The following is a 22,524-nucleotide window of genomic DNA, read 5'->3' on the forward strand; positions in this document are numbered from 1 at the left end:
AAGGAAAAACGGCTTATTTACTAACAACATAAGTAAATAAGCCGTTTTTGTGTTCTTTTTATTGTTTAGGAATGTTAACTCATACCATGAGGACCAAATTTACCAGTATTACTTTCGCCGCCAGTACCGATAGTATTGCCACTACTATTCATATTACTGTTAGTATTTGTCATACCATTCAACATTGGTGCAACACTTTCCATCGCTTTTGTCATTGGCTGATCGCTTTTCGACATTGTATAAAAGGCTGCAGCACCAACACCAACGGAAGCGAGTAAAGTTAGCCACATTTCAGACTTTTTCAATTAAAATCATTCCCTTCATTATTATTGGAAGAAAGAGAAGTAAGGCAATTGCCAAATCTCTATTATAGTTTAGCACCTTCATGTTATTTAATACTCGGAATGATTTACCTAGAGAGTAAAGTTTACAACAATTTTTACTTTTTTGTCCTAAAAATATATCAATTGTCGATAAATGTTTCAACATGAGTAAAGTATGGTAAAATAGCTTTGGAAGTACAACAATTATACGAAGGTGGATCCATGTCGAATAAAATCTTAAGAGGTACCGTTTTATTAACGGGAGCCGCATTTTTATCGAAGTTTTTAGGAATGATTTATGTTATCCCATTTAATGAATTAGTTGGAGCTCAAGGGGGAGCCTTGTATTACTATGCTTATAACCCGTATACTATTTTAATTAGCATTTCAACAGTGGGAGTTCCGCTAGCCGTGTCGAAAATTGTATCGAAATATAATTCTTTAGGGTATTATGATACAGGACTACGAATTTTTAGAACTAGCTTGCTTTTAATGATTATTACAGGTTTTTTAGCATTTATCTTTTTATATTTTGGTTCTGGTTGGTTGGCCTCCAAGTTTATTTATAGTGATACACATGGAAACCAAGTTGAAGATGTAGAACAAGTCATGAAAATGGTAAGCTTTGCACTTTTAATTATTCCAGCAATGAGTGTTGCACGTGGTTTTTTCCAAGGAAATCAAACAATGGAACCAACTGCATTATCTCAAGTAGTTGAACAGATTGTCCGAATTGCATTTGTACTTATATCTGCTTTTATTATTATAAAAATTTATAATGGAAGTGTCGTTTTAGCAGTCAGTTTTGCAACTTTTGCAGCTTTCATTGGAGCATTGGCGTCGTGTATTATTTTATGGTTCTATTGGGGAAAAAAGCGTCAACAATTAAGAAGCGCAGTTGAACCGTCAACAAAAACATTAAACATTTCAACAAAGGAGTTAATTTTTGAATTATTTTCTTATGCGGGTCCATTTATATTAGTTGGGATTGCTATTCCACTTTATCAAACAGTTGATTCATTTACTTTCAACAGAGCAATGGTAGTTAGCGGATATGAAAAAATTGCTGAATTATCCCTTGCGACAATCAACTTATACGGACATAAATTGATTAGCATACCAGTTACAATAGCAACAGGACTTTCCTTAACAATTGTTCCAGCACTTACAGAATCTTTTACAAAACAGAATAGACAAAAATTAATGATAGAAATAAATCAAGCATTGCAAATCGTCTTATTACTCGTCATACCAGCCGTTGTCGGTTTATCGGCACTTGCTTATGAAGCATATGGTTCACTGTATGGTATGGAAAATTTGGACTTAACCGGGTCTTTACTTGCTTGGTATTCTCCGGTTGCTTTATTATTTGCTTTATTTACCGTCACAGCAGCAATTTTACAAGGGATCAATGAACAACGATTCGCTTTAGTAAGTCTTACTGCAGGTTTTTTAACAAAAGTTTTATTAAACTCAGCTTTAATACATATATTTGCTGGAAAAGGTTCTATATTTGCAACTGGTCTTGCTGTCGGTGTAGCAGTAGCTCTTAATTTTTGGAAAATAAACCGAGCAATTTTATTCTCTTATAAACAAACATTAAAGCGAACAATATTTATGGTGATTTTTAGCTTAGTTATGTGGGGAGTAATAGAAATAACTAAAATCATATTCGGCCTATTTTTGCCTTTTGATGAGAGTCGGTTTGCTGCAACTGTTATGCTCTTGATCGGCATAAGTGTTGGAGCGTCAGTCTATTTATTCTTAGCTTATAAGTCAACATTAATTGATTTTGTTTTTGGGGATACAAATATTTTAAAACGTTTTAGGAGGAAAAAACGTGCGACTAGATAAATTACTTGCTCATACAGGGTTTGGAACTCGAAAAGAAGTTAAAGAATTAATTAAAAAGCGGCTCGTAACTGTCGATAATAACGTTATAACGAAAAGTAATTTACATGTAAATCCTGATGAGCAATTAATTGAAGTAAATAAACAGAAAGTACATTATCAAAAATATATGTATATTATGCTACATAAACCACCAAAATATTTGTCAGCAACCGTTGATCTCTATGATCAAACGGTTTTGGATTTAATTCCTCTCGAATATCAACATTATGATCTGTCACCAGTAGGAAGATTAGATAAAGATACGGAAGGGTTATTACTGCTAACAAATGATGGACAATTGAATCATGCGTTTACATCGCCAAACCGAGAAATTTATAAAACGTATTTTGCAAAAATTAAAGGTAAAGTTTTTGATAATCATATCGAGCAATTTAGAGAAGGAATTATTTTGGATGATGGATATAAAACAAAGGAAGCTTATTTAGAGATCGTAAAAAGTGATTCAATTTCAGAGATTAAACTTGCAATATGTGAGGGGAAGTTTCATCAAGTAAAACGAATGTTTCGAGCAATTAATATGGAAGTTCTTTATTTAAAACGATTGAGTATTGGAGATCTACAATTAGATAAGGATCTTCCTATAGGGAAGTGCCGTAAATTAACCGAAGACGAATTAGCTTATGTGTTATCTATGAAAAAATAAGAAGTAAATGAAATGGCACAATTAATTAAATTCCTTGACTATATTCGCGTTATGAAACGAACCCATTACATTATCCAAGCCAATATATCCAATTTTAAAAAAACTGGTAGCGATAAATGATTTATAGGAAATGATAAATATAAACCAATATCTTAGTGAAAGACAGATGAATTAACGAAAAATACTCAAACTGTTTTTTAATTACGATTAATAATCACGCTTATTTTGGTGGTGTGGGATGAAAATTAATCCACGCACAAAGAATAATCAAGACGATCTTTCGGTATTGATTATTGATTCGATTTCAAAATGGAAAGTACTCGCTTTGTTTTTGACAGTTTGTACCGTAAAACATATCCATTTTAAAAAAGTGAACATTATATCGACAATGCAAATAAACACATCTGCTGAAAAGCCGTTTCCTTTTCAGCAGATGGAGAAACTGGAGAGACGGTTAGCTGTTTTATTAAAAAAGCACCTTTATCACTTAAGATAAAAGGTACATCATCAATTTTATAATACTAATTGTCAATCTATATTTACTTTCGTCTGATTAATAGTTTCCAACCACTTTTTTATATTTCCGATATTTTCTTCTATATGGTCAGTTAATGAGTGGGCGACTTCACCTTTGATCCCGTAATAATAAATTTCGGGAAGCACAGTTTGTAAATCACTATCCATGTTTTTATGAGCACTTATTGTTTGCACTAGTTTTTTAATTTGCTTATATTCATTCATTGAGACTGTCTTAAATGTAGCTTGCTCATCAAGTAAATCATGTAATAGTGTCAATTGATTGTGTACAGTTAAGTACATGAAAAAATCACCTCTATATTATTATGGACGAATATTTGTTATAATATACAAAATTCCTATTAAGTCAATTTGAAGGAGGTAAAGATGTGGAACAACTGCAAATTGGAAAAGCAACGTTAACTTGGTTGAATGGTGGCGTGAATTTCCTTGATGGAGCGGCAATGTTTGGCGTTGTACCAAAAGCCCTTTGGAGTAGAAAATATCCAGTAAATGAAAAGAACCAAATCGAATTACGAACAGATCCAATTTTACTTCAGTTAGAGGGAAAAAACTATTTAATTGATACAGGAATGGGAAATGGAAAATTAACAGAAAAGCAAATGAGAAATTTTGGAGTGTTAGAGGAATCATCCATTGAAACATCGCTAGCAGAATTAGATTTAACTACACAAGATATTGATTGTATTTTAATGACACATCTGCATTTTGACCATGCCTGTGGTTTAACAAAAATAAATGGTGATATTTATATTCCTGTATTTCCAAATATCCCAATAATAACCTCGGATATTGAGTGGGAAGAAATGCGCCATCCGAATATAAGGTCAGTTAATACATATTGGAAAATGAACTGGGAACCAATTCAAGCTCAGGTTGAAACATTTGAAAAAGAAATTCAAATAACAGACCAACTAAAAATGATTCACACCAGCGGGCATAGTGATGGGCATAGTATCTTAGTCTACGAAGATGGAGCCGATTGCTTCATACATATGGCAGATATTATGGCAACATACGGTCATCAAAATAAATTATGGGCAATGGCTTATGATGATTATCCGGTAACATCTGTCCATCAAAAGGAAAAATGGATGGAGTATGGCTATGACCGTAAAGCTTGGTACACATTTTATCATGATGCTTATTATAGAGCGGTAAGGTTTGACGAAGAGGGAAACTTAATTGATGAACTGAAAAGAAAGCGCTATGAATATGTGTGATTAATGATGAAGAATCCGCAATCTCCCTTCTGTTTAAACAGAGAATTACAGCGAGCGGATTCTTCAAGTTTAATTTACTTTTTTACCACATCGATAATCGCACCTGTATCGATATCGATATAAAAGTCATATTGTTGGTCTTCTCCGTCAACATTTCGGCTAATTCCACCACGATACGTTTCATAGACGAGACCATTCTTTTCAATTTTTTCGGGCTTCATGTAGATCCACGAACCAGTAATCGGTCCATTTTGTTCGAAAGTATCCTTTGCAAATTGCAGTGCTTTTTCTGGTGTGATTTTTTGGAAATTATCTAATTGATCCCGAATTAAATATCCGACTAAAAAACCTAATCCTGCTGCAAGTAAAGTATTTTTTCGACTCATTAAAATTCCCACCCCATTATGTAAAGTATTCATATTAAATTTATAATCCCTGTCTCTAGTATACATGATCATTTAATAATTAACAGAAAAATATTGTCAAAAACGATACAATTAAATTATAACTTATGGAAAATAAAGAAGGAAGTGTGTCAATCATTGAATAAAGAAACGATAGAGATGTTTAAGAATTTAACAGAATTACAAGGTGCTTCTGGTGATGAAGGAAGAGTTCGGGAGTATATGCAAAATGAACTAGAAAAGTATTCTGATGATGTGATTTACGATAATTTAGGAAGTGTTTTTGGCGTAAAGCGAGGAGATGGACCACGTGTCATGGTAGCAGGTCATATGGACGAAGTCGGATTTATGGTTACGCAAATTACTGAAAATGGTATGATTCGTTTTCAAACTCTAGGTGGTTGGTGGAATCAGGTCTTACTTGCACAACGTGTTCAAATCATGACAAAAAAAGAAATTGTTATTGGAGTAATTGGCTCTATTCCTCCACATAATTTAACACCTGAACAACGAAAAAAACCAATGGAAATTAAAAACATGCTAATTGATATCGGAGCAGACGACCGCAAAGATGCGCTTGAAATGGGAGTTCGTCCTGGAGATACGATTCTACCTATTTGTCCCTTTACTCCGATGGCAAATGATAAGAAAATTTTAGCAAAAGCATGGGATAATCGTTATGGATGTGGACTGGCGATTGAGTTATTAAAAGAGGTAAAAGATGAATCACTGCCGAATGAATTGTATTCTGGTGCAACGGTACAAGAGGAGGTAGGGTTACGGGGAGCTGAAACAGCAGCGAATTTAATAAAGCCTGATATTTTCTTTGCTTTAGACGCCTCTCCCGCAAACGATATGACTGGAGATGACAAAGAGTTTGGCCAACTTGGAAAAGGAGCACTTTTACGGATATTTGATCGGACAATGATTACACATCGAGGAATGAGAGAGTTTGTCCTTGATACAGCTGAATCAAATAATATTCCATATCAATATTTTGTTTCGCAAGGTGGGACAGATGCTGGACGTGTACATCTATCAAGTAGTGGAGTACCTTCAGCAGTAATTGGAATTTGTTCTCGTTATATTCATACATCAGCTTCTATTATTCATATTGATGATTATTCAGCTGCAAAAGAGCTATTAGTAACTTTAGTACGAAAAACAGATCAAGCAACTGTCGATCAAATTCGAACAAAATAAACAGCTAGAAATGAAGGGTCTTTTATGAGAATTGTAATAGGATCATTAAATGAAACGAAAATAAATGCAGTGAAAAAAGTATTTCCAGAAGCAGAAATTATTGCTGATTCGATACCTTCTAATGTATCTGCCCAACCTATAGGAGATGAAGAAACAGAACTGGGAGCAATAAACCGCGCTAAAAATGCACATCACTTTCATCAAAATAGCGTTTGTATAGGGTTAGAAGGAGGCGTTATGTTGCATCGTGGTGAGCTTTTATTGTGTAATTGGGGTGCATTAGTCACCGCCGACGGAAAAACATACACCGCAAGTGGTGCGAGAATAAAATTACCTAATAATTTTAAAAATAAAATAGAACAAGGTTTGGAATTAAGTGAAATAATGGATAACTATATAAAGAAGAAACATATTCGTCACCATGAAGGGGCAATTGGGATATTCACAAATGGCAGAATGCTACGCATGGATATGTTTTCTCATGTAGTAACATTGTTACGTGGACAAATGGAATACTGGAGTAAATAGCCGAAAGAGAGCTCTTCTTCGGCTTTTATTTTACCTTGTGGTTATATCACAAAGTATCTGGACTAACGCATACTTCCGAAGATGAAAATGCTACCTTTGTGGTTTAAATTGTATCTTCGTGAATAAACCGCAAATTAGCTAGTTAACGCTGTTGCTTAAATAAAAAGCTACCGCAATGTTAGTTGCGATAGCTTATCTTAAATTATTCATAAATATAACTTAAAACGTCTAAAGCCTGATCTATTGTCTCAACGGTGACGTTCGCCTTGTTCGACAGTTCTTTTAGTGGATGAATTAATGATTTTGGTCGAATGATGATAGTAGGTTTATTTAATGTAATAGCAGCACTTACATCCATTGCTGTATTCCATTGGCGATATTGTTCGCCAAATAATGCGACAACAATATCGGCTTTTTGCATGAAGACTTGTGTTCTGAAGTTGTTAATATCAGAAGCTGCAGCATCTTTATAAAGGTTACCAGGTTGTTTTCCTAGTATATCTTCACCTATATCATCTGACCGATCGTGATTCGTTTGAGGTGAAACAAAAGTTAGAGGTAAACCTTTTTCTCCAGCCTTTTTACTTAATTCTTCACGCCAGTTTGTATGTATTTCTCCTGCAAGATAAACCGTTAACTTCATAGCAATCCCCTCCAACCGTCATTATACTTGTTAATATTAAAAAGTAAAATAATTTACTTACTGACAATATAAAGTGTAGTTGTTTAAGTAAGATAAAATAGTATGATAATATATAGGCAATAACTATGTTTCCGAAGTTATCAATTTGTCTGGAGGAAATTTAAATGAAATTGACAAGTATAAAGTTAAAACAAATTCTTGAAAACAGATTTAAGAACCCAGAATATAGAACTTCTTTTAACCGTGATAAAGATCAATTCCGTATTGAATGGAGAGCTAATAAAAAAGGCATCAACGTTAAATTACCAAGTGTTATTGCAAAATATAATGAACGTGGGGATGAAGTTATCGACGAACTCGTCGACCATCTTGAAGAAGCACTAACGATTATGAACGAAGTACATCATTTAACTGGAATGGAAAAACATATTTTTCCGGTTATTCGATCAACATCGTTTCCACAGACAACGAATGATAAGAAAAAGCTTGTAACAAAAGAACATACTGCTGAAACGAGAATTTTTTATGCACTTGATCTCGGCAGATCATATCGTCTTATTGATGAAGAGTTTATAGAAAAAGAGGGCTGGACCGAAAAACGTATTCATGAAAATGCATTATTCAACCTTCGCTCATTAAAATTGGATTATAAAGTAGATCAAGTTCAAGGAAATGATTATTATTTTCTTGCTACTCAAGATGGATATGATGCAAGCAGGATTCTTAATGATACATTTTTGGAAGAAATGAAACAAAAAGCACGAGGAGACTTAGCAGTTGCAGTTCCTCATCAGGATGTTCTTATTTTAGCGGATATTCAAAATGATATTGGATATGATATTTTGGCTCAAATGACGATGAAATTTTTTGCAGAAGGTCGGATTCCGATTACTTCTCTTCCGTTCATTTATGAAAATAAAAAATTGGAACCTATTTTTATCATGGCGAAAAATAAACCAAGGAATAATGATTAGAAAACTTGGCGTTCGCCAAGATTTTGGGCGAATGCCTTAGTTGCACTTATGTAATAAGAAAGGTTGAACACGCACATAAAGATAACGTCTGCCCAAAAATTGAAAAAACTGTTAAAATAGAAAGTACGATAATCACTAAAGCAGGTGAACATGGATGTGGAAACAGTGGAAGAAAAAAGTAATCAACTTTTTCTTTGAGGAGATTGTTATAGAAGAGGAAGACGAGGGGATAGAAAAAGAACCAAATAAACAAATTGTAAATATACGTGATGTTAATACAAAAATAGCTTATCAATATCCTAAAGATCAAGACACTCCTTTTCGTTTCCCAGTAATCCCAGATGAAAATAAATTAGAAAAACAGTCCAAAAACGACAAAATAAGGCGTGGAAAAACATTATCTCCTTATCAGAAAAAAAATAAAGAAAAAGAGACACTTATTTATGGATATAAAAGAAATAATTTTGGAAATGAGCTTGAAGAAGTTCCAGCTTATTTACGGAGAAAAAAAACAAATGCAGAAATAGCTAACCCGAGAAAAAAGATTACAGAAACCGATCAAAAAGAAAATATTGTCAATCCGTTGGCAGGATCTACGAGACCAGAAGAACTGGATCGGATTTTTCGAAAACGGGATAGAGTTCTTGAAGAAGAGATTATGAAAGAACAAACTACTGAAGTTAAGTCAGTAAGTAAAGAAGTTGCTCATTATGAACAAAAGAGTGAGCAGTCAAATTCTACCGACATACCAGAATTCTCAAAGAAAAATGATAGGAAGATTTCAGAGCATAATTTGATTCATCATCAAAACTTCGAAATAATAAAAGACATTCGACAAGGCTTACATCAACAAGAGGATGATGATAGTTATTTTGAAAAAGATGATGATAATAAATTTAAAATAAATGAAGACTTAGAAATAAAACATGATATTCCTAATTATTTATTAAATGACCGGGTAGAACCAGATCAAGATGATTCAAAATGGTTACAAGAACAGCAATCATTGTTAGAACAAACACTTTCTCACTTTAATGTTAATGCGAAAATCGTTAATATAACTCAAGGCCCGTCTGTTACCCGGTTTGAAATACAACCTGATCTTGGAGTTAAAGTTAGTAGAATTCGTAACTTAGCCGATGATATTAAGTTAAATCTTGCGGCTAAAGACATTCGTATTGAAGCACCAATACCAGGGAAAAATTCAGTCGGTATTGAAGTGCCAAATCAATTTCCTCATGTCGTGACTTTGCAGGAAATAATTGAGACAGAAGAGTTTAAAAGAGAAATTTCACCGCTTACTATTGCACTTGGACTCACTATTGAAGGTAAACCACTCATTTCAAATATCGGTAAAATGCCACATGGTCTAATAGCAGGAGCTACAGGCTCAGGGAAAAGCGTTTGTATAAATGCGATTTTGTTAAGTCTATTGTATAAAGCCAAAATAGATGAAGTAAAACTTTTATTAATTGATCCTAAAATGGTCGAACTAGCTCCGTACAATGGGATACCTCATCTCATCGCTCCAGTAATAACAGACCCTCAAGCGGCTACGATGGCGTTAAAATGGGCTGTAAATGAAATGGAAGAACGATATGAAAAATTCGTTGAAACTGGAGTAAGAAATATTGAAAAATATAACGAACGGATGAGAGAGCACAAAAAAGAAAAGATGCCTTACTTAGTAATTGTAATTGATGAACTTGCGGATTTAATGATTGTTTCACCACAAGAAGTAGAAGATGCTATTTGCCGAATTGCACAAAAAGCAAGAGCTTGTGGAATTCATTTGCTTCTTGCCACACAGCGACCTTCCGTAGATGTTATAACCGGGTTGATCAAAGCGAATATTCCTTCGAGAATTGCATTCAGTGTTTCATCGCAAGTAGACTCTCGAACAATAATCGATACGAATGGAGCAGAAAAATTACTCGGAAAAGGGGATATGCTCTTTATCGAAAACGGTGGTGTGAAGAGACTTAGATTGCAAGGACCTTTTGTCTCAGATGAAGAGATAGACCGAGTTGCAAATTATTTACGCTCCATAGGCAAGCCGAATTATTTGTTCGAACAAGAACAATTGCTTATTGAAGTAGAAAATGAAGAGGAAGATGAATTATTAAATGAAGTGATTTCTTTTGTCGTACAACAAAATCAAGCGAGTACATCCTTATTGCAAAGAAGGTTCAGAATAGGGTATAATCGAGCAGCACGGCTAATTGACGCATTACAAAGCAAAGGAATTGTATCCGCGCAAAATGGTTCTAAACCTCGTGAAGTATTAATTACAAAATCACAAATTGAAGAATTAATTTAGAACTTTCTTAGTTCAATAAAAATGAATAATAACAAGGAGTTTCCAGGATGAAAGAAATAGAACAGAAATTACAAGGTAAAATTAGTCGTTTAACTAATCAAACATTTAAATTCGATAAACGAATTAAAGAAGGCTGGTTTTCTGCTGTATATTTTTTGAAAACAAGGGAAATCGTTAAAGAAAAATTACCTAATAATATTGTAACGATGCAGTTTTTCCAAAAAGAGGATGCAGTTCTATGTGGAACAGATGAGGCAATTGCTTTATTACATACTTTTGCGGATAACCCTGAGGAGTTGGAGATTAAGTCACTAAAAGATGGGGATAAGATAAAGCCATTTGAAACAGTGTTAACAGTGACAGGACCATATCAGGATTTCGGCTATTTGGAAGGAATTATTGATGGAATTTTATCTAGAAGAACTTCTGTTGCGACAAATGTATATAATGTGGTAAAAGCTGCAAGGACATCCGGAAAGCAAAAACCAGTTATTTTTATGGGAGATCGTGATGATCATTATACACAACAAGCTGGAGATGGATACGCAGCATTTATCGGAGGATCTACCGCCCAAGCAACTCACGCAATGAATGAATGGTGGGGGAAGGAAGGTATGGGGACAATGCCTCATGCATTAATCCAAATGTTCCGTGGTGATATTGTTGCAGCTTCAAGGGCATATCATGAAATGTTTCCCGAAGATGACCTGATGGCACTTGTTGACTATAATAATGACGTCATAACAGATTCATTGAAAGTTGCTCGTGAGTTTGGTGAGAAATTGAATTCAGTACGCCTAGATACATCTAGAACCTTAGTAGATAAATATTTTTTAAGAAACCATCATTTAATGGGAACATTCGATCCGCGGGGCGTAAATCCTGAATTAATTTTTGCCCTAAGAAAAGCTTTAGATGATGAGGGATTTACTTATGTTAAGATTGTTGCTAGCGGTGGTTTTACAGAAGAACGTATTACCTATTTTGAAAGCAGAAATGTACCTGTTGATATGTATGGAATCGGAAGTAGTTTACTTAAAATAAAGATAGGGTTTACTGGTGATAATGTGTTATTAAATGGGACACATTCAGCAAAAGAAGGAAGGAAATACCGTCCAAACCCACGATTAGAAGAAGTAACTTATAAAGAAAACAAACTCTATTAGAAAAATCAAATTGGTTAACAAATACAACTTTTAAGGCTTTTGTCATGAAAGAAAAAAGCCAAGTTTCTCCGCAGTTATGGAATTATTAAGAGATACTTCCTTGGCTCGCATAAGTGCAACTAAGGCTATCGCCATAATGGGCGAAAAGCCAAGTTTTCTAATATTTTTGGAGGTTAGTTATGACAAATTACCATTTTATTGGTATTAAAGGAACCGGAATGAGTGCATTGGCCCAAATACTTCATGATTCAGGAGAGAATGTACAAGGGTCTGATGTAGACAAATATTTTTTCACGCAAGAAGAATTAGAGAGAAAAGGCATACCTATTTTGCCGTTTTCTAGTAAAAATATTAAAGAAGATAGTACGATTATTGCAGGGAATGCATTTTCCAATGAACATGTTGAAATAAAAAAAGCTCGAGAACTTGGGGTAACTTTTTATAAATATCATGAGTTTTTAGGAGAATGGTTAAAGCGATATACAAGTATCGCTGTTACCGGATCACATGGGAAAACATCAACAACTGGATTATTGGCACATGTTTTAGAGCAAAGTTTTAAAACATCCTACTTAATCGGTGATGGTACTGGAAAAGGTCATGAAAATAGTGATTATTTTGCTTTTGAAGCTTGTGAATATAAGCGACATTTTTTACATTATAAACCAGATTATGCGATTATGACAAATATCGATTTTGATCATCCTGACTATTTTGTAGATATTGATGATGTATTTAATGCATTTCAGTCCATGGCGGATCAAGTGAAAAAAGGAATAATTGCTTGTGGAGAAGATGAATATTTACAACAATTACAAACGAAAGTACCGATTATTTATTATGGGTTTTCAGCATCAAACGATTTTCAAGCAAATAATATTCATGAGACTGATAATGGTACGGAGTTCGATGTTTTTGTTCGGAATACTTACTTTGATACATTCCACATTCCGCTTTATGGAAATCACCACATTCTGAATGCACTTGCAGTTATTGCATTTTGTCACTATGAAGAAATGGACAAAAAAGTGATGCAAGAATTACGTACTTTTGGTGGAGTGAAACGACGATTTTCAGAAAAAGTGATTGGAAATCAAATACTTATCGATGACTATGCTCATCATCCAATTGAAGTAACAGCGACGATTGAATCGGCTAGAAAAAAATATCCTAAAGAGAGAATCGTTGCCATCTTTCAGCCTCATACATTTACAAGAACGAAAACATTTTTAAATGATTTTGCGGACAGTTTAAACAATGCGGATTATGTATTTTTGTGTGATATATTTGGATCAGCTCGTGAAGCGACAGGGGATTTAACGATAGATGATTTACTAGCAAAAGTAAAAGATGGGATGTTATTAACGTTAGAGAATGTAGAGATATTAAAACAATTTGAAGATAGTGTGTTAATTTTTATGGGAGCAGGCGATATTCAAAAATTCCAAACTGCCTATGAAGAAACGTTGCAATTAAATATGTAAAGAGTAAGAATGTTTAATTACAATACTAAGGTGTTTGCATAGTAAATTAGTTATGTAAACACTTTTGTATTATGAGGTAGGGATAGATAAACGAATTTTTGCGTAAAATAAAAAAGACATTTTTCTCATTTTTTGCAAAGAGAATTTTGTTAAAAGTTGAAATAAATTGCCAAAATAAGCTAGTATATATGTATAGTCATTTATAATGTTTTGTCACGAATTGATCCGGGGTATTAAATTAGGAACTAAATGTACATACCTAGTAGTAAAATATTAACAAATAAGAGGAGTGAATGGAGATGGCAGCCGCATTATCAATAGCAGCAATAATCGTAGCTATAGCATTTGCTGTACTAGTAGTTTATTTAGCTCAAACATTAAAAGCAACACAACGTACGTTAAACAATGTAGCAGATACAATGGAAGGTATGGAGAAACAATTAGAAGGAATCACAACGGAAACGACTTTGTTACTTCAGAAAACGAATGATTTAGCTGAAGATGTAAACTATAAAGTAAACCGTTTAAATAGTTTATTTGAGGGTATTAATGAGATTGGGGAAACATTTAATAATTTAACACATTCTATTAAGAAGTTTTCAACAAACATTTCCAGGTCGGCGGACGATGATGTGGAAAAAGCAACAGAAGCTGTAAAATGGAGTACTGCTATTTTTAACGTCTGGAAAAATAGAAAAAATAAATAGGGAGGAATGAAAAATGTCAGAATGCAATAATGATGGTAAAGGCTTTCTATTAGGTGCTCTTGTCGGAAGTGTTGTTGGAGCAGCCATTGCATTAGTATTTGCACCTAAATCCGGTAGAGAGTTGAGACAAGATCTTAACCAAGGAACAAAGGTGGCTCTTGAAAAGGCAGAAGAATGGAAAGATGTTGTTCAGGAAAAAGGGTCGGAGTATTCGGAAATGGCCATAGTTAAAGGATCTGAACTAAAAGAAAAAGGAACTGACTTTTCAAAGAAAGCAATGGATTCAACGACTCAACTTACAAAAGACGTTTCTGAAAAAACAAAAAGCCTTGCAAAAGATGTGACGGAAAAAACGAAAGATTTTTCAAAAGATATTGCAGAGAAAGTAAAAAGAGATGCAAAAGATGTAAAGGATGAAGTGGAAAAAGAGGCAGAAAATATTGTACAAGCAGAAGAACTTGCCAATAATTCATCTGAAGTCAAAGAAGAAAAAGATTAAATAATAAACAAAAGCTTGTAGGGAGAAATTTATCTTTCTACAAGCTTTTTTATCATTTTAACGTGACATATATGTTAATAGTGACTCAAAATGAAGTGCGAGCCAGTTCGCATGGTGTTTCGTAACCCTGTCATAGTATAACCCTTTTTTTTCCAAATCTAACTGAAAAGTTTAATCCCATCTTATTTCAGTTGGTCCATGGTTTATTTTATCATGGAAACTTGTTGGTTTATTATTGAGAAATAATTTATAATTTCCTTTTTGAACATCCTCTTTTATGTTTGCCATATCCATATCGATATGCCGAAATACATCTTTGAAAATAAAAGAGCGAACTTTTTTATCTGGCAATGTTATTTGATCGCCATCGTGTAAAATAGCATTTTCGTCTAAGTTTTCTTTCCTTCTCTTTATTTCGGCTTGTTGCTGCACAAGCTCCACTGCTTCTCTATTAAAATATACGGTGATAGAATACTAGTTAATAAAAGTATTCACCGTAACTTCTTCAGAAGGAACAATTGCAATGTCATCCCCGGATTTAATCATTGCAGAAGGAGTTTTTACTATCACTATGCAATTGCATAGTGCGCTTCCAGCTTGAATGAAACAATCTCTAACCGTAAACTATTTTGTTTCAAACATAAATGGTATTTGTTCATTCACATAAACAGAAATATAATGTAACGGGTTTTGCGTGGCACTAATAGCTATTCTAAGAGGGGTGACAAAGTCCGAACCTATAGGTGCTTTCATTTTTCTCTAAGTTTTGAATTGTTTCTACCCCTCTAAAAGTAATACCTGTAACAGGTTGGGTTCCAATATCTAGTGTAAAAACGTAGTCCTTCATTCTATATGTATCCTTTCATCGAGGTAATAGTCCAATAGACATATAATCTATTATATAAAAATAAGTGACAAAGAAAACATTATTAGGTATAATTGTTCTAATTGTTACTAAATTTACAAGGAGAGTCGTTTGGAATGAGTAATGGAACAATGCAAGAACTTCGTGATCAGCTAGATTCACTGAACTTAGAATTGCTTAACTTAATCAACCAACGAGCCGAAATTGTTCAACAAATTGGTGAGATTAAAGGAAAGCAAAGTACAAGACGTTTTGACCCGGTACGTGAAAGAGATATGTTAAATCATATCATCAGTAATAACGATGGTCCGTTTAAAAATGCAACGGTAGAACATATTTTTAAAGAAATTTTTAAAGCAAGTTTAGAAATCCAAGAAGATGACCATCAAAAAGAACTGCTCGTTTCACGTAAAAGAAAAGCTGCAGATACGATTATTGATATAAAAGGTGTGCAGTTTGGTGACGGGGATACGCACTTTATTTTTGGTCCATGTGCGGTAGAAAGTTATGAGCAAGTAGCTAAAGTTGCTGAAGCGGTTAAAGCGAAGGGACTAAAGTTACTTCGAGGTGGAGCTTATAAACCGCGTACTTCTCCATATGACTTCCAAGGATTAGGGCTTGAAGGTTTAAAAATCTTAAAGCGTGTAGCGGACGAATATGATCTAGCTGTCGTTAGTGAAATTGTTAACCCTGCAGATATTGAAGAAGCACAAGACTATATTGATGTTATTCAAATAGGTGCTCGTAATATGCAGAATTTTGAACTTTTAAAAACAGCCGGGGAAGCAAATAAACCGGTTATTTTAAAAAGAGGGATGGCAGCAACAATATCTGAATTTGTAAATGCTGCTGAATATATTATTTCGCGTGGAAATGGAAATATTATTCTATGTGAACGTGGAATTAGAACATATGAAACTGCAACTAGAAACACATTAGATATTTCTGCAGTACCGATTTTAAAACAAGAGACTCATTTACCAGTTTTAGTTGACGTAACGCACTCAACTGGCCGAAGAGACTTATTAATCCCGACAGCAAAAGCTGCAATTGCAATCGGTGCTGATGGGATCATGGCTGAGGTTCATCCTGATCCAGCAGTTGCCTTATCAGATGCACAGCAACAAATGGATATCGATATGTTTAATGAATTTTATAATGCAGTTACTAATTATGGGGCTACTGTTAAATAAAGTAAGGCTAGAAGTGTCAAAAATTTAAAAATATACAGCAGGACTACATGTCTTTAGCTGTATATTTTTTGTGTTTTTATTCAAGCTAGGATATGATAAAGAAGAATTGGTTTATAAAAAGCACACTTGCTTGCTAAATGAACTGACTCTTTGCTATTTAAGCGGTAGATTTAGTAAAATAAAAATAATTAGTTAAGTCGGAGGTGGCTAAAGATGAGTGTAACAATTTATGATGTAGCAAGAGAAGCAAACGTATCAATGGCTACGGTATCACGTGTAGTAAACGGTAATCCAAATGTAAAACCAACAACGAGAAAAAAGGTACTTGATACAATTGAACGATTAGGCTATCGTCCAAATGCGGTAGCAAGAGGTTTAGCCAGTAAAAAAACAACGACTGTTGGTGCAATCATTCCAGATATTTCAAGCACCTTCTTTTCAGAATTAACCCGAGGAATTGAAGATATCGCAACGATGTATAAATATAACATCATTTTAAGTAATTCAGATCAAAACAAAGACAAAGAAATTCATTTGATTGATACGATGTTAGAAAAACAAGTGGATGGTATTGTGTTCATGGGTGGAGAAATTACAGCAGAACATATTCAGCAATTTAAAACTTCCCAAGTACCTGTTGTTCTTGCAGCAACTCATGATAAAAATAATGAGTTGCCGTCTGTAAATATAGACTATGAAACAGCTACTTATGAGGCGACAAAGAAGTTAATCGAAGATACAAATGCTCATCCCGCACTAATTACAGGTGGCGAACATATTCAGTCGAATGGTTTAAAGTATAAAGGCTATGTTCGGGCATTAGAAGAGTCTTCCATTGATTTTGATGAAAGTTTTGTTGTTGAAAATGAATGCACATATAATGGGGGAATTGAAGCGGTTAATGAGTTATTAAATACTTTATCATCTAAACCAAAATCGATTCTTGTTGCTACGGATGAAATGGCAGTAGGTGTAATTCATGGTATTCAAGATCAAGGTCTTCATGTTCCTAATGATATTGAAGTATTTGGTTTTAACAATACACGGATTTCGCTAATGGTTCGCCCGACATTAACGACTGTGGTACAGCCAATGTATGATATTGGTGCGGTAGCGATGCGCTTACTAACGAAATATATGAATAAAGAAGAAGTAGAAGAAAATACCGTTATTCTCCCTCATCGGATTATAAAAAGAGACTCAACAAAATCATAAAAACGCCGATACATAATATAGCAACTAATAAGACTTAAGAATTCGGGAGAGATCTACACAATGGGGAAAAAGAGATATACTAACTCCAATAGGTATAACCCTTGGTTTTATAATGATTATGCTTGCTATATTATCGAATGGCGGTACAGAGGGAGTACGTAGCTTTGTAGACGTTGCTTCCTTATTTATTGTTTATTGAAAGCTCTAACGAACAGATTGAGGAAAGCGCAACGCAATTCCGGTTACATTGAAGCTCCGAACTACTGGAGAAGAATCAATGGTCTACAGAATCATATAATAAAAGTAAATACCACAGTAGAGATTATAAAATTTGCAGAAGAATACAACGCGGACATCATTGTATTCAAATACCTTGGGAAAATGAAACTTCCGAAGGGAGTTTATGGTGCAAAAAAGCTTCGTCACAAACTACACTACTGGTGTCAATTAGGCATTCAATCCAAGGTAGAAGAAATGGCTCATTACCGCAGTATGCGCATCAGAAAAATAAATCCTAAAAACACTTCTGCTCTAGCTTTCGATGGATTCGGTGAAGGGCAGTGAAACAACAGTAGAGATCTCGCCACTTTCCAAAGTGGTAAGATCTATCATGCAGATTTAAATGCGTCCTATAATATCGGCGCTAGGTACTTTATTAGAGAAATCCTTAAATCCTTTTCTGAAAAGAAAAAGTTAGCAGTTCAGGCAAAAGTTCCTGAGCTCCTAGCCAGAACACAGCAGACCTTGGATTCAATAATTAACTTACATCAGGCACTTAATATCAATGATACTAAAATTGCGTGACGTATAGCTGTATTTAAGTCAAGGGAGGCTCCACCAAAATCTTCGATTTAGGTGGAGAGGTTCACGGGATAATCGGTGTTTAGTCTGGACAAAATCCACGAATCTTGGAGGAGAAACTTAGCTTGTTTTTATATGGAGAAGAACCATTTGAACCGAAAGAAAAATTAATCTCCGAGGAAATAGTAAATGAAGCGTAGACCAAGAAGACAGAATAATAATGGTGCACCAAAGTGAATGGTTACATATTCGGACATGGTAACATTGGTTTTAGTGTTTTTTATTTTACTATTCTCCATATCCCAGATTGACGTTGGGAAATTTCAAAATATTACCGAACCTTTCAAAGTAGAGCTATTTTGGATTTTCTACCTTCGTCTGTTCCTTCTGAAAACAAATCCAGGGGAGACGGGATTGACATGGGTTTCGATTCTGAAGAAAATAAAAGGATGGGGCTGGAGAAGAAGATGTTGCTACCGTTTATCATGTATGAATAGGAATGGTTGATAATTTGGACCGGTCTCGGGCGAATATGGAACCGGGATTAACCATATGATTGAGGATGGCAGCTGGACAGATGAGGTAGAGCTTGGTAACATGTACAAACATCATGTTCAACACGTCTATAGTAAATCAAGACGGGGAGAAAGCTTTCCTGATTTATACGACATCCATATGGAAACAACAAATATTGTTTCTCAGCTAAAAGCCAGCCATGAATATGAAATTACGGATATAGATAACTATTATAATTTCTTCGGAGGATTGACGAAATCGATTGAAAAAGCCAAAGGTGCGCGTGTTGAGATTTATATAACCGATACAACACAGCAAACGCCGCATACAGAAGATGTAAAGTATGCCATTAACCGAGGAGTATGAACACGTCTGACCAACCCGAAATGGATAGAGGGCCTGCTGGAGCATCCGTATCATGGTGTACAACAGATGACGAAGCATACCGTAAAATCTACTGGGTTTGGCTGCAACTACAAACAAAGTAGATAATTGGATATTTTCCCATGTCCATGATACGTATGTGGAGGATAAAGCATTACAGGAAAATAATCCGTCAGGCAAATCAGCAGTCTATCACGATATGATGGGAACATTGATCGAGGTTTCAGAGCGGAGATATTGGAAGCCCTCTGAATCACAATAGCAATATTTTAAAGATGCATTTCTGGAAGCAGAAGCCCTGATGGAATAATGTATGAAAGCTGCACTTTGTTAAAACAAACTGTAAGAGGGTGTTCAAAAGTCATCAACGATTTTGAAGGGACGAGTAACTGCATTCCTGGGATCTGGACGTATTTAGTAGAAGAGTTTCTTCCCATTGTCATATTTTTTATTGGAATTTTTGAACATCCTCTATCTGCTTACTTTCTGAAATTCAGATTTTTTAACTCTGTCATATCTATATTTATACTATTTACATAGTTGATGAAATGGTTTAGAATGATTCTTATTCGTAATCATTATAATTTAAGGCTAATAAAATAAATAGCTAATATGGAAATAATTGTAAGATGAAAATGGCTATAATTCAAAAATAACTAAAGAGAAAAAACGCAAGCAAATGGTTGCCCAATATGCAGAATTAAGAGGAGAGCTAAAAGCAAAAGGGGATTATGAAGCACTTCGAAAGCTTCCCCGTGATTCTTCGTCGACACGTTTGAAAAATCGTTGTGAGGTTACAGGCAGACTGTGCGGCTATATTCTGCGTAAATTTGGCATGTTACGTATTGCTTTTAGAGAATTTGCGCATAAAGGACAAGTGCCTGGAGTGAAAAAAACTAGATTGTGATAAAGGAAACTTTATTTGGTGAGGGTTCTTTCCAACCTCCAATGAATATTAGTTGCACCGCAATAAATCTAGTTAGAATGTATAAACAGTTTAATATCCTTTGTTGTCTCTGTATTTTTAGATGCCATTAAATAAGATATGAGAGAAAACAGATGCTTCCGCTGTTACTAGGCGGAAAGCTGTTTTTTCTTCCGAAAATAATTAGGAGGGATAAGCTTGAATGATTTTGGGGAACTATTGTATGCTGGTAAGACCGACAACAACAAAAATGGTTTTGTATTTATTCTTTTAGGAATTATGTTATTTGTCGTCGCAAATTTTATCTATGCAAAAATGATGCTAATGGTAATTGGAGGCGTGTTTGTACTCGTCGGATTATACCTACTTCTATTTAAACGAAGTGAAAAATTTTCAATCTATGAAAACACGATTGTTTTGACTTTAAAGGGGCAAGAACTTTCAATTCCAAAAGAACAGATTAGCCATATCGAATATCAGAAAGTAGAAGTTAGAAGAAGTCCGGTCGTGAATTATTATCCAATACTTGTATTAAACAATCAAAACAAAGTGTTAATTAATAAGGCATTTAATTCCATTGTCAATCAAGATTTCAAGAAAATTATCGAGTCATACCTTTGAACAATAAGTCAAGGTACTTTATTAGAGAAATCCTTTTCTGAAAAGAAAAGGTTAGCAGTTCAGGCAAAAGTTCCTGAGCTCCAAGCCAGAACACAGCAGACCTTGGCTTCATTAATTAACTTACATCAGGCGCTTCGTATCAATGATACTAAAATTGCGTGAAGTTTAGCTGTATTTAAGTCAAGGGAAGCTCCACCAAAATCTTCGATTAAGGTGGAGAGGTTCACTAGCACGATTTTAAAAAGGGGTAGTCATTTATTTTAGAAACAGTTGAGTCCAAAGGATTAGAGATACGAGATGACGTGCGCAATAAAACACGTGAAGAAAGAGAGCAACTGAAGTGTCAAGTTCTCTCTTTTTCCACGAAATTCTATCTAAGGACGGACAAAAGGAAGACCATACTGATTATCAATCTTCATCTTAACCTTTTAATCCCAATATATCTTGTGTGAAACTAAGCTGGGGCGTGATATATGAAAGTCCCTTCTGTTGGTGCGACTTCATGACTTCTAATACAAATCTGGTTTTAACTTACAAATGCTTGGTCTAACTCCACCGTCTTTAGACGGTATCCGCTTTTGCCTTATCTTTAAATGTTCATATAAAGAAAACGATGTTGCTTCGCACAAATGGTTTAACAAAAACAACGACAAAATAGAGACAATCAAGCAGGTTTTACCAACCATTGATGAAGAAGTTTCGGCTAGTCAAAGCAAATGGCTAAAAGTAAAAAACTTTAAATGGCTGAAGCGTAATAACCAGTGAATCACGCAGATATTGGTGTTTAGCTATTGTTTTCACAGGATACAACAAGTGCTTCCATCTCTTCATAGGGCGTCGACTTTCGCATTCCTTGGAATGGGAGACTTACTTCAACGGAGTTAAAACAATTGCTAAAGAAAAAGTAGGATAACACAGGGGATTGTTTCTTATCTGATTCTGTTCGTGTATGATTCGGAATGATATAGGCTTAAGTAGTAGCAAAGGCTGCTGCCGAGAAAAGGGATCATTCAAGGTGTAGGCGGCGGTAACAGACTTCACCCAAGGCTGAGGTAATGACCGTGCAGTTTAAAAATGTGATTATATATACGAAAAGATCTATCATTATGATGCTTAGATAGTTCTTTTCTTTGCTGTAAATGAATAAAAGGATGAACGCTTGTTTCGAACCTAAACTCAGATTAGTTTCTTTGTTTTATATCCTCTAGAAGATTTTATCAAAATAGCCCGCGCACTCCTATATAATTTTATAGACTTCCTCTGTATACTACCATTTCATGTCGAATCGTATATAATATAGAAGATTGATGGTGAATTTGCCCATCAAATAACTCTTCATGTGCAATTTTTAAGTGACTTTGATCAACAATGTTAAAACCCTGTTGGAAATTTTGGTTCTAATCTAGTGGCTTAGGAATAGGAAATTAGATCTGAGA

25 protein-coding genes and 1 pseudogene are annotated in these 22,524 nt (G+C 34.6%); 20 read left to right on the forward strand and 6 right to left on the reverse strand.

Annotated elements, in window-relative coordinates; genetic code table 11:
* Positions 1–74: 74 nt before the first annotated feature.
* Positions 75–290, reverse strand: a complete 216-nt coding sequence (locus SPD89_RS14455) for a hypothetical protein (protein ID WP_336262659.1) — start codon at positions 288–290, stop codon at positions 75–77.
* 255 nt (positions 291–545) lie between these two features.
* On the opposite strand from SPD89_RS14455, the gene SPD89_RS14460 reads away from it, so the two are divergent.
* From SPD89_RS14460 to SPD89_RS14470, 3 genes are all read left to right on the forward strand, one after another.
* Complete coding sequence (locus SPD89_RS14460; RefSeq protein ID WP_336262660.1) at positions 546–2,177, forward strand: putative polysaccharide biosynthesis protein; 1,632 nt, start codon at positions 546–548, stop codon at positions 2,175–2,177.
* Complete coding sequence (locus tag SPD89_RS14465) at positions 2,164–2,880, forward strand: pseudouridine synthase (protein WP_336262661.1); 717 nt, start codon at positions 2,164–2,166, stop codon at positions 2,878–2,880. The genes SPD89_RS14460 and SPD89_RS14465 overlap by 14 nt, the downstream gene beginning before the upstream one ends.
* Positions 2,881–3,118: 238 nt before the next feature.
* A complete protein-coding gene (locus SPD89_RS14470) occupies positions 3,119–3,376 on the forward strand; it encodes a hypothetical protein (protein ID WP_336262662.1) in 258 nt (85 codons plus the stop codon).
* A 32-nt stretch (positions 3,377–3,408) separates the two neighbouring features.
* Here the strand turns inward: SPD89_RS14470 and SPD89_RS14475 are convergent, their stop codons facing one another.
* Positions 3,409–3,699, reverse strand: coding sequence for a YtzH-like family protein (locus tag SPD89_RS14475; protein WP_336262663.1), 291 nt, complete (start codon positions 3,697–3,699; stop codon positions 3,409–3,411).
* A gap of 86 nt (positions 3,700–3,785) precedes the next feature.
* Between SPD89_RS14475 and SPD89_RS14480 the strand changes: the two genes are divergently transcribed.
* The gene (locus SPD89_RS14480) at positions 3,786–4,640 is read left to right on the forward strand and encodes a YtnP family quorum-quenching lactonase (RefSeq protein ID WP_336262664.1); all 855 of its coding nucleotides are present in this window, start codon (positions 3,786–3,788) and stop codon (positions 4,638–4,640) included.
* Positions 4,641–4,714: 74 nt separating this feature from the next.
* On the opposite strand, the gene SPD89_RS14485 is transcribed toward SPD89_RS14480, so the two are convergent.
* Positions 4,715–5,026: a PepSY domain-containing protein gene (locus SPD89_RS14485; RefSeq protein ID WP_336262665.1), complete on the reverse strand. Its 312-nt coding sequence runs from the start codon at positions 5,024–5,026 to the stop codon at positions 4,715–4,717.
* Positions 5,027–5,182: 156 nt separating this feature from the next.
* On the opposite strand from SPD89_RS14485, the gene SPD89_RS14490 reads away from it, so the two are divergent.
* Both SPD89_RS14490 and SPD89_RS14495 read left to right on the forward strand, forming a co-directional pair.
* Positions 5,183–6,247, forward strand: a complete 1,065-nt coding sequence (locus SPD89_RS14490; RefSeq protein ID WP_336262666.1) for a M42 family metallopeptidase — start codon at positions 5,183–5,185, stop codon at positions 6,245–6,247.
* 24 nt (positions 6,248–6,271) lie between these two features.
* Positions 6,272–6,775, forward strand: coding sequence for a DUF84 family protein (locus SPD89_RS14495; RefSeq protein ID WP_336262667.1), 504 nt, complete (start codon positions 6,272–6,274; stop codon positions 6,773–6,775).
* Positions 6,776–6,977: 202 nt separating this feature from the next.
* Here SPD89_RS14495 and SPD89_RS14500 read toward each other — a convergent pair whose 3' ends face one another.
* A complete protein-coding gene (locus tag SPD89_RS14500) occupies positions 6,978–7,418 on the reverse strand; it encodes a YtoQ family protein (RefSeq protein ID WP_336262668.1) in 441 nt (146 codons plus the stop codon).
* A gap of 164 nt (positions 7,419–7,582) precedes the next feature.
* On the opposite strand from SPD89_RS14500, the gene SPD89_RS14505 reads away from it, so the two are divergent.
* The 6 genes from SPD89_RS14505 (at position 7,583) to SPD89_RS14530 (ending at position 14,568) form a co-directional block, all read left to right on the forward strand.
* Entirely contained in the window at positions 7,583–8,392 is an 810-nt protein-coding gene (locus SPD89_RS14505) for a DUF1444 domain-containing protein (RefSeq protein ID WP_336262669.1), read from the forward strand.
* Between the two features lie 154 nt (positions 8,393–8,546).
* The gene (locus SPD89_RS14510; RefSeq protein WP_336262670.1) at positions 8,547–10,712 is read left to right on the forward strand and encodes a DNA translocase FtsK; all 2,166 of its coding nucleotides are present in this window, start codon (positions 8,547–8,549) and stop codon (positions 10,710–10,712) included.
* A 47-nt stretch (positions 10,713–10,759) separates the two neighbouring features.
* A complete protein-coding gene (locus tag SPD89_RS14515; RefSeq protein WP_336262671.1) occupies positions 10,760–11,878 on the forward strand; it encodes a nicotinate phosphoribosyltransferase in 1,119 nt (372 codons plus the stop codon).
* Positions 11,879–12,057: 179 nt separating this feature from the next.
* On the forward strand, positions 12,058–13,362 hold the full coding sequence (gene murC, locus SPD89_RS14520; RefSeq protein ID WP_336262672.1) for a UDP-N-acetylmuramate--L-alanine ligase: 1,305 nt from the start codon (positions 12,058–12,060) through the stop codon (positions 13,360–13,362).
* Positions 13,363–13,661: 299 nt separating this feature from the next.
* Positions 13,662–14,069: a DUF948 domain-containing protein gene (locus tag SPD89_RS14525; protein ID WP_336262673.1), complete on the forward strand. Its 408-nt coding sequence runs from the start codon at positions 13,662–13,664 to the stop codon at positions 14,067–14,069.
* Positions 14,070–14,082: 13 nt separating this feature from the next.
* Positions 14,083–14,568 (forward strand): YtxH domain-containing protein, encoded by a 486-nt coding sequence (locus SPD89_RS14530; RefSeq protein ID WP_336262674.1) that lies wholly within the window; start codon positions 14,083–14,085, stop codon positions 14,566–14,568.
* 171 nt (positions 14,569–14,739) lie between these two features.
* On the opposite strand, the gene SPD89_RS14535 is transcribed toward SPD89_RS14530, so the two are convergent.
* Positions 14,740–15,000: a hypothetical protein gene (locus SPD89_RS14535; RefSeq protein WP_336262675.1), complete on the reverse strand. Its 261-nt coding sequence runs from the start codon at positions 14,998–15,000 to the stop codon at positions 14,740–14,742.
* A 280-nt stretch (positions 15,001–15,280) separates the two neighbouring features.
* Complete coding sequence (locus SPD89_RS14540; RefSeq protein ID WP_336262676.1) at positions 15,281–15,415, reverse strand: hypothetical protein; 135 nt, start codon at positions 15,413–15,415, stop codon at positions 15,281–15,283.
* Between the two features lie 134 nt (positions 15,416–15,549).
* Here SPD89_RS14540 and SPD89_RS14545 point away from each other — a divergent pair, with 134 nt between their 5' ends.
* The 8 genes and pseudogenes from SPD89_RS14545 to SPD89_RS14575 all read left to right on the forward strand — a co-directional run bounded on the left by SPD89_RS14545 (position 15,550) and on the right by SPD89_RS14575 (position 21,088).
* Positions 15,550–16,626, forward strand: a complete 1,077-nt coding sequence (locus SPD89_RS14545) for a bifunctional 3-deoxy-7-phosphoheptulonate synthase/chorismate mutase (protein WP_336262677.1) — start codon at positions 15,550–15,552, stop codon at positions 16,624–16,626.
* Positions 16,627–16,839: 213 nt separating this feature from the next.
* Entirely contained in the window at positions 16,840–17,841 is a 1,002-nt protein-coding gene (gene ccpA / locus SPD89_RS14550) for a catabolite control protein A (protein ID WP_336262678.1), read from the forward strand.
* A gap of 381 nt (positions 17,842–18,222) precedes the next feature.
* Positions 18,223–18,405: a hypothetical protein gene (locus SPD89_RS14555; RefSeq protein WP_336262679.1), complete on the forward strand. Its 183-nt coding sequence runs from the start codon at positions 18,223–18,225 to the stop codon at positions 18,403–18,405.
* A gap of 492 nt (positions 18,406–18,897) precedes the next feature.
* Positions 18,898–19,149: a flagellar motor protein MotB gene (locus SPD89_RS14560; RefSeq protein ID WP_336262680.1), complete on the forward strand. Its 252-nt coding sequence runs from the start codon at positions 18,898–18,900 to the stop codon at positions 19,147–19,149.
* A gap of 45 nt (positions 19,150–19,194) precedes the next feature.
* Positions 19,195–19,650 (forward strand): annotated as a pseudogene (locus tag SPD89_RS14565) (cobaltochelatase subunit CobN).
* Positions 19,622–19,804 carry a cobaltochelatase subunit CobN gene (locus tag SPD89_RS23110; protein WP_442961168.1) on the forward strand — a complete coding sequence of 61 codons (183 nt, stop codon included), beginning with the start codon at positions 19,622–19,624 and terminating at the stop codon, positions 19,802–19,804. The pseudogene SPD89_RS14565 and the gene SPD89_RS23110 overlap by 29 nt, the downstream one beginning before the upstream one ends.
* Positions 19,805–20,194: 390 nt before the next feature.
* Complete coding sequence (gene rpsN / locus SPD89_RS14570) at positions 20,195–20,449, forward strand: 30S ribosomal protein S14 (protein ID WP_336262706.1); 255 nt, start codon at positions 20,195–20,197, stop codon at positions 20,447–20,449.
* A 216-nt stretch (positions 20,450–20,665) separates the two neighbouring features.
* Positions 20,666–21,088 carry a hypothetical protein gene (locus SPD89_RS14575; RefSeq protein WP_336262681.1) on the forward strand — a complete coding sequence of 141 codons (423 nt, stop codon included), beginning with the start codon at positions 20,666–20,668 and terminating at the stop codon, positions 21,086–21,088.
* The last annotated feature ends 1,436 nt before the right edge of the window (positions 21,089–22,524 follow it).

The organism is Pseudogracilibacillus sp. SO30301A (assembly GCF_037072025.1).
Classification (GTDB): Bacteria; Bacillota; Bacilli; order Bacillales; family Amphibacillaceae; genus Pseudogracilibacillus.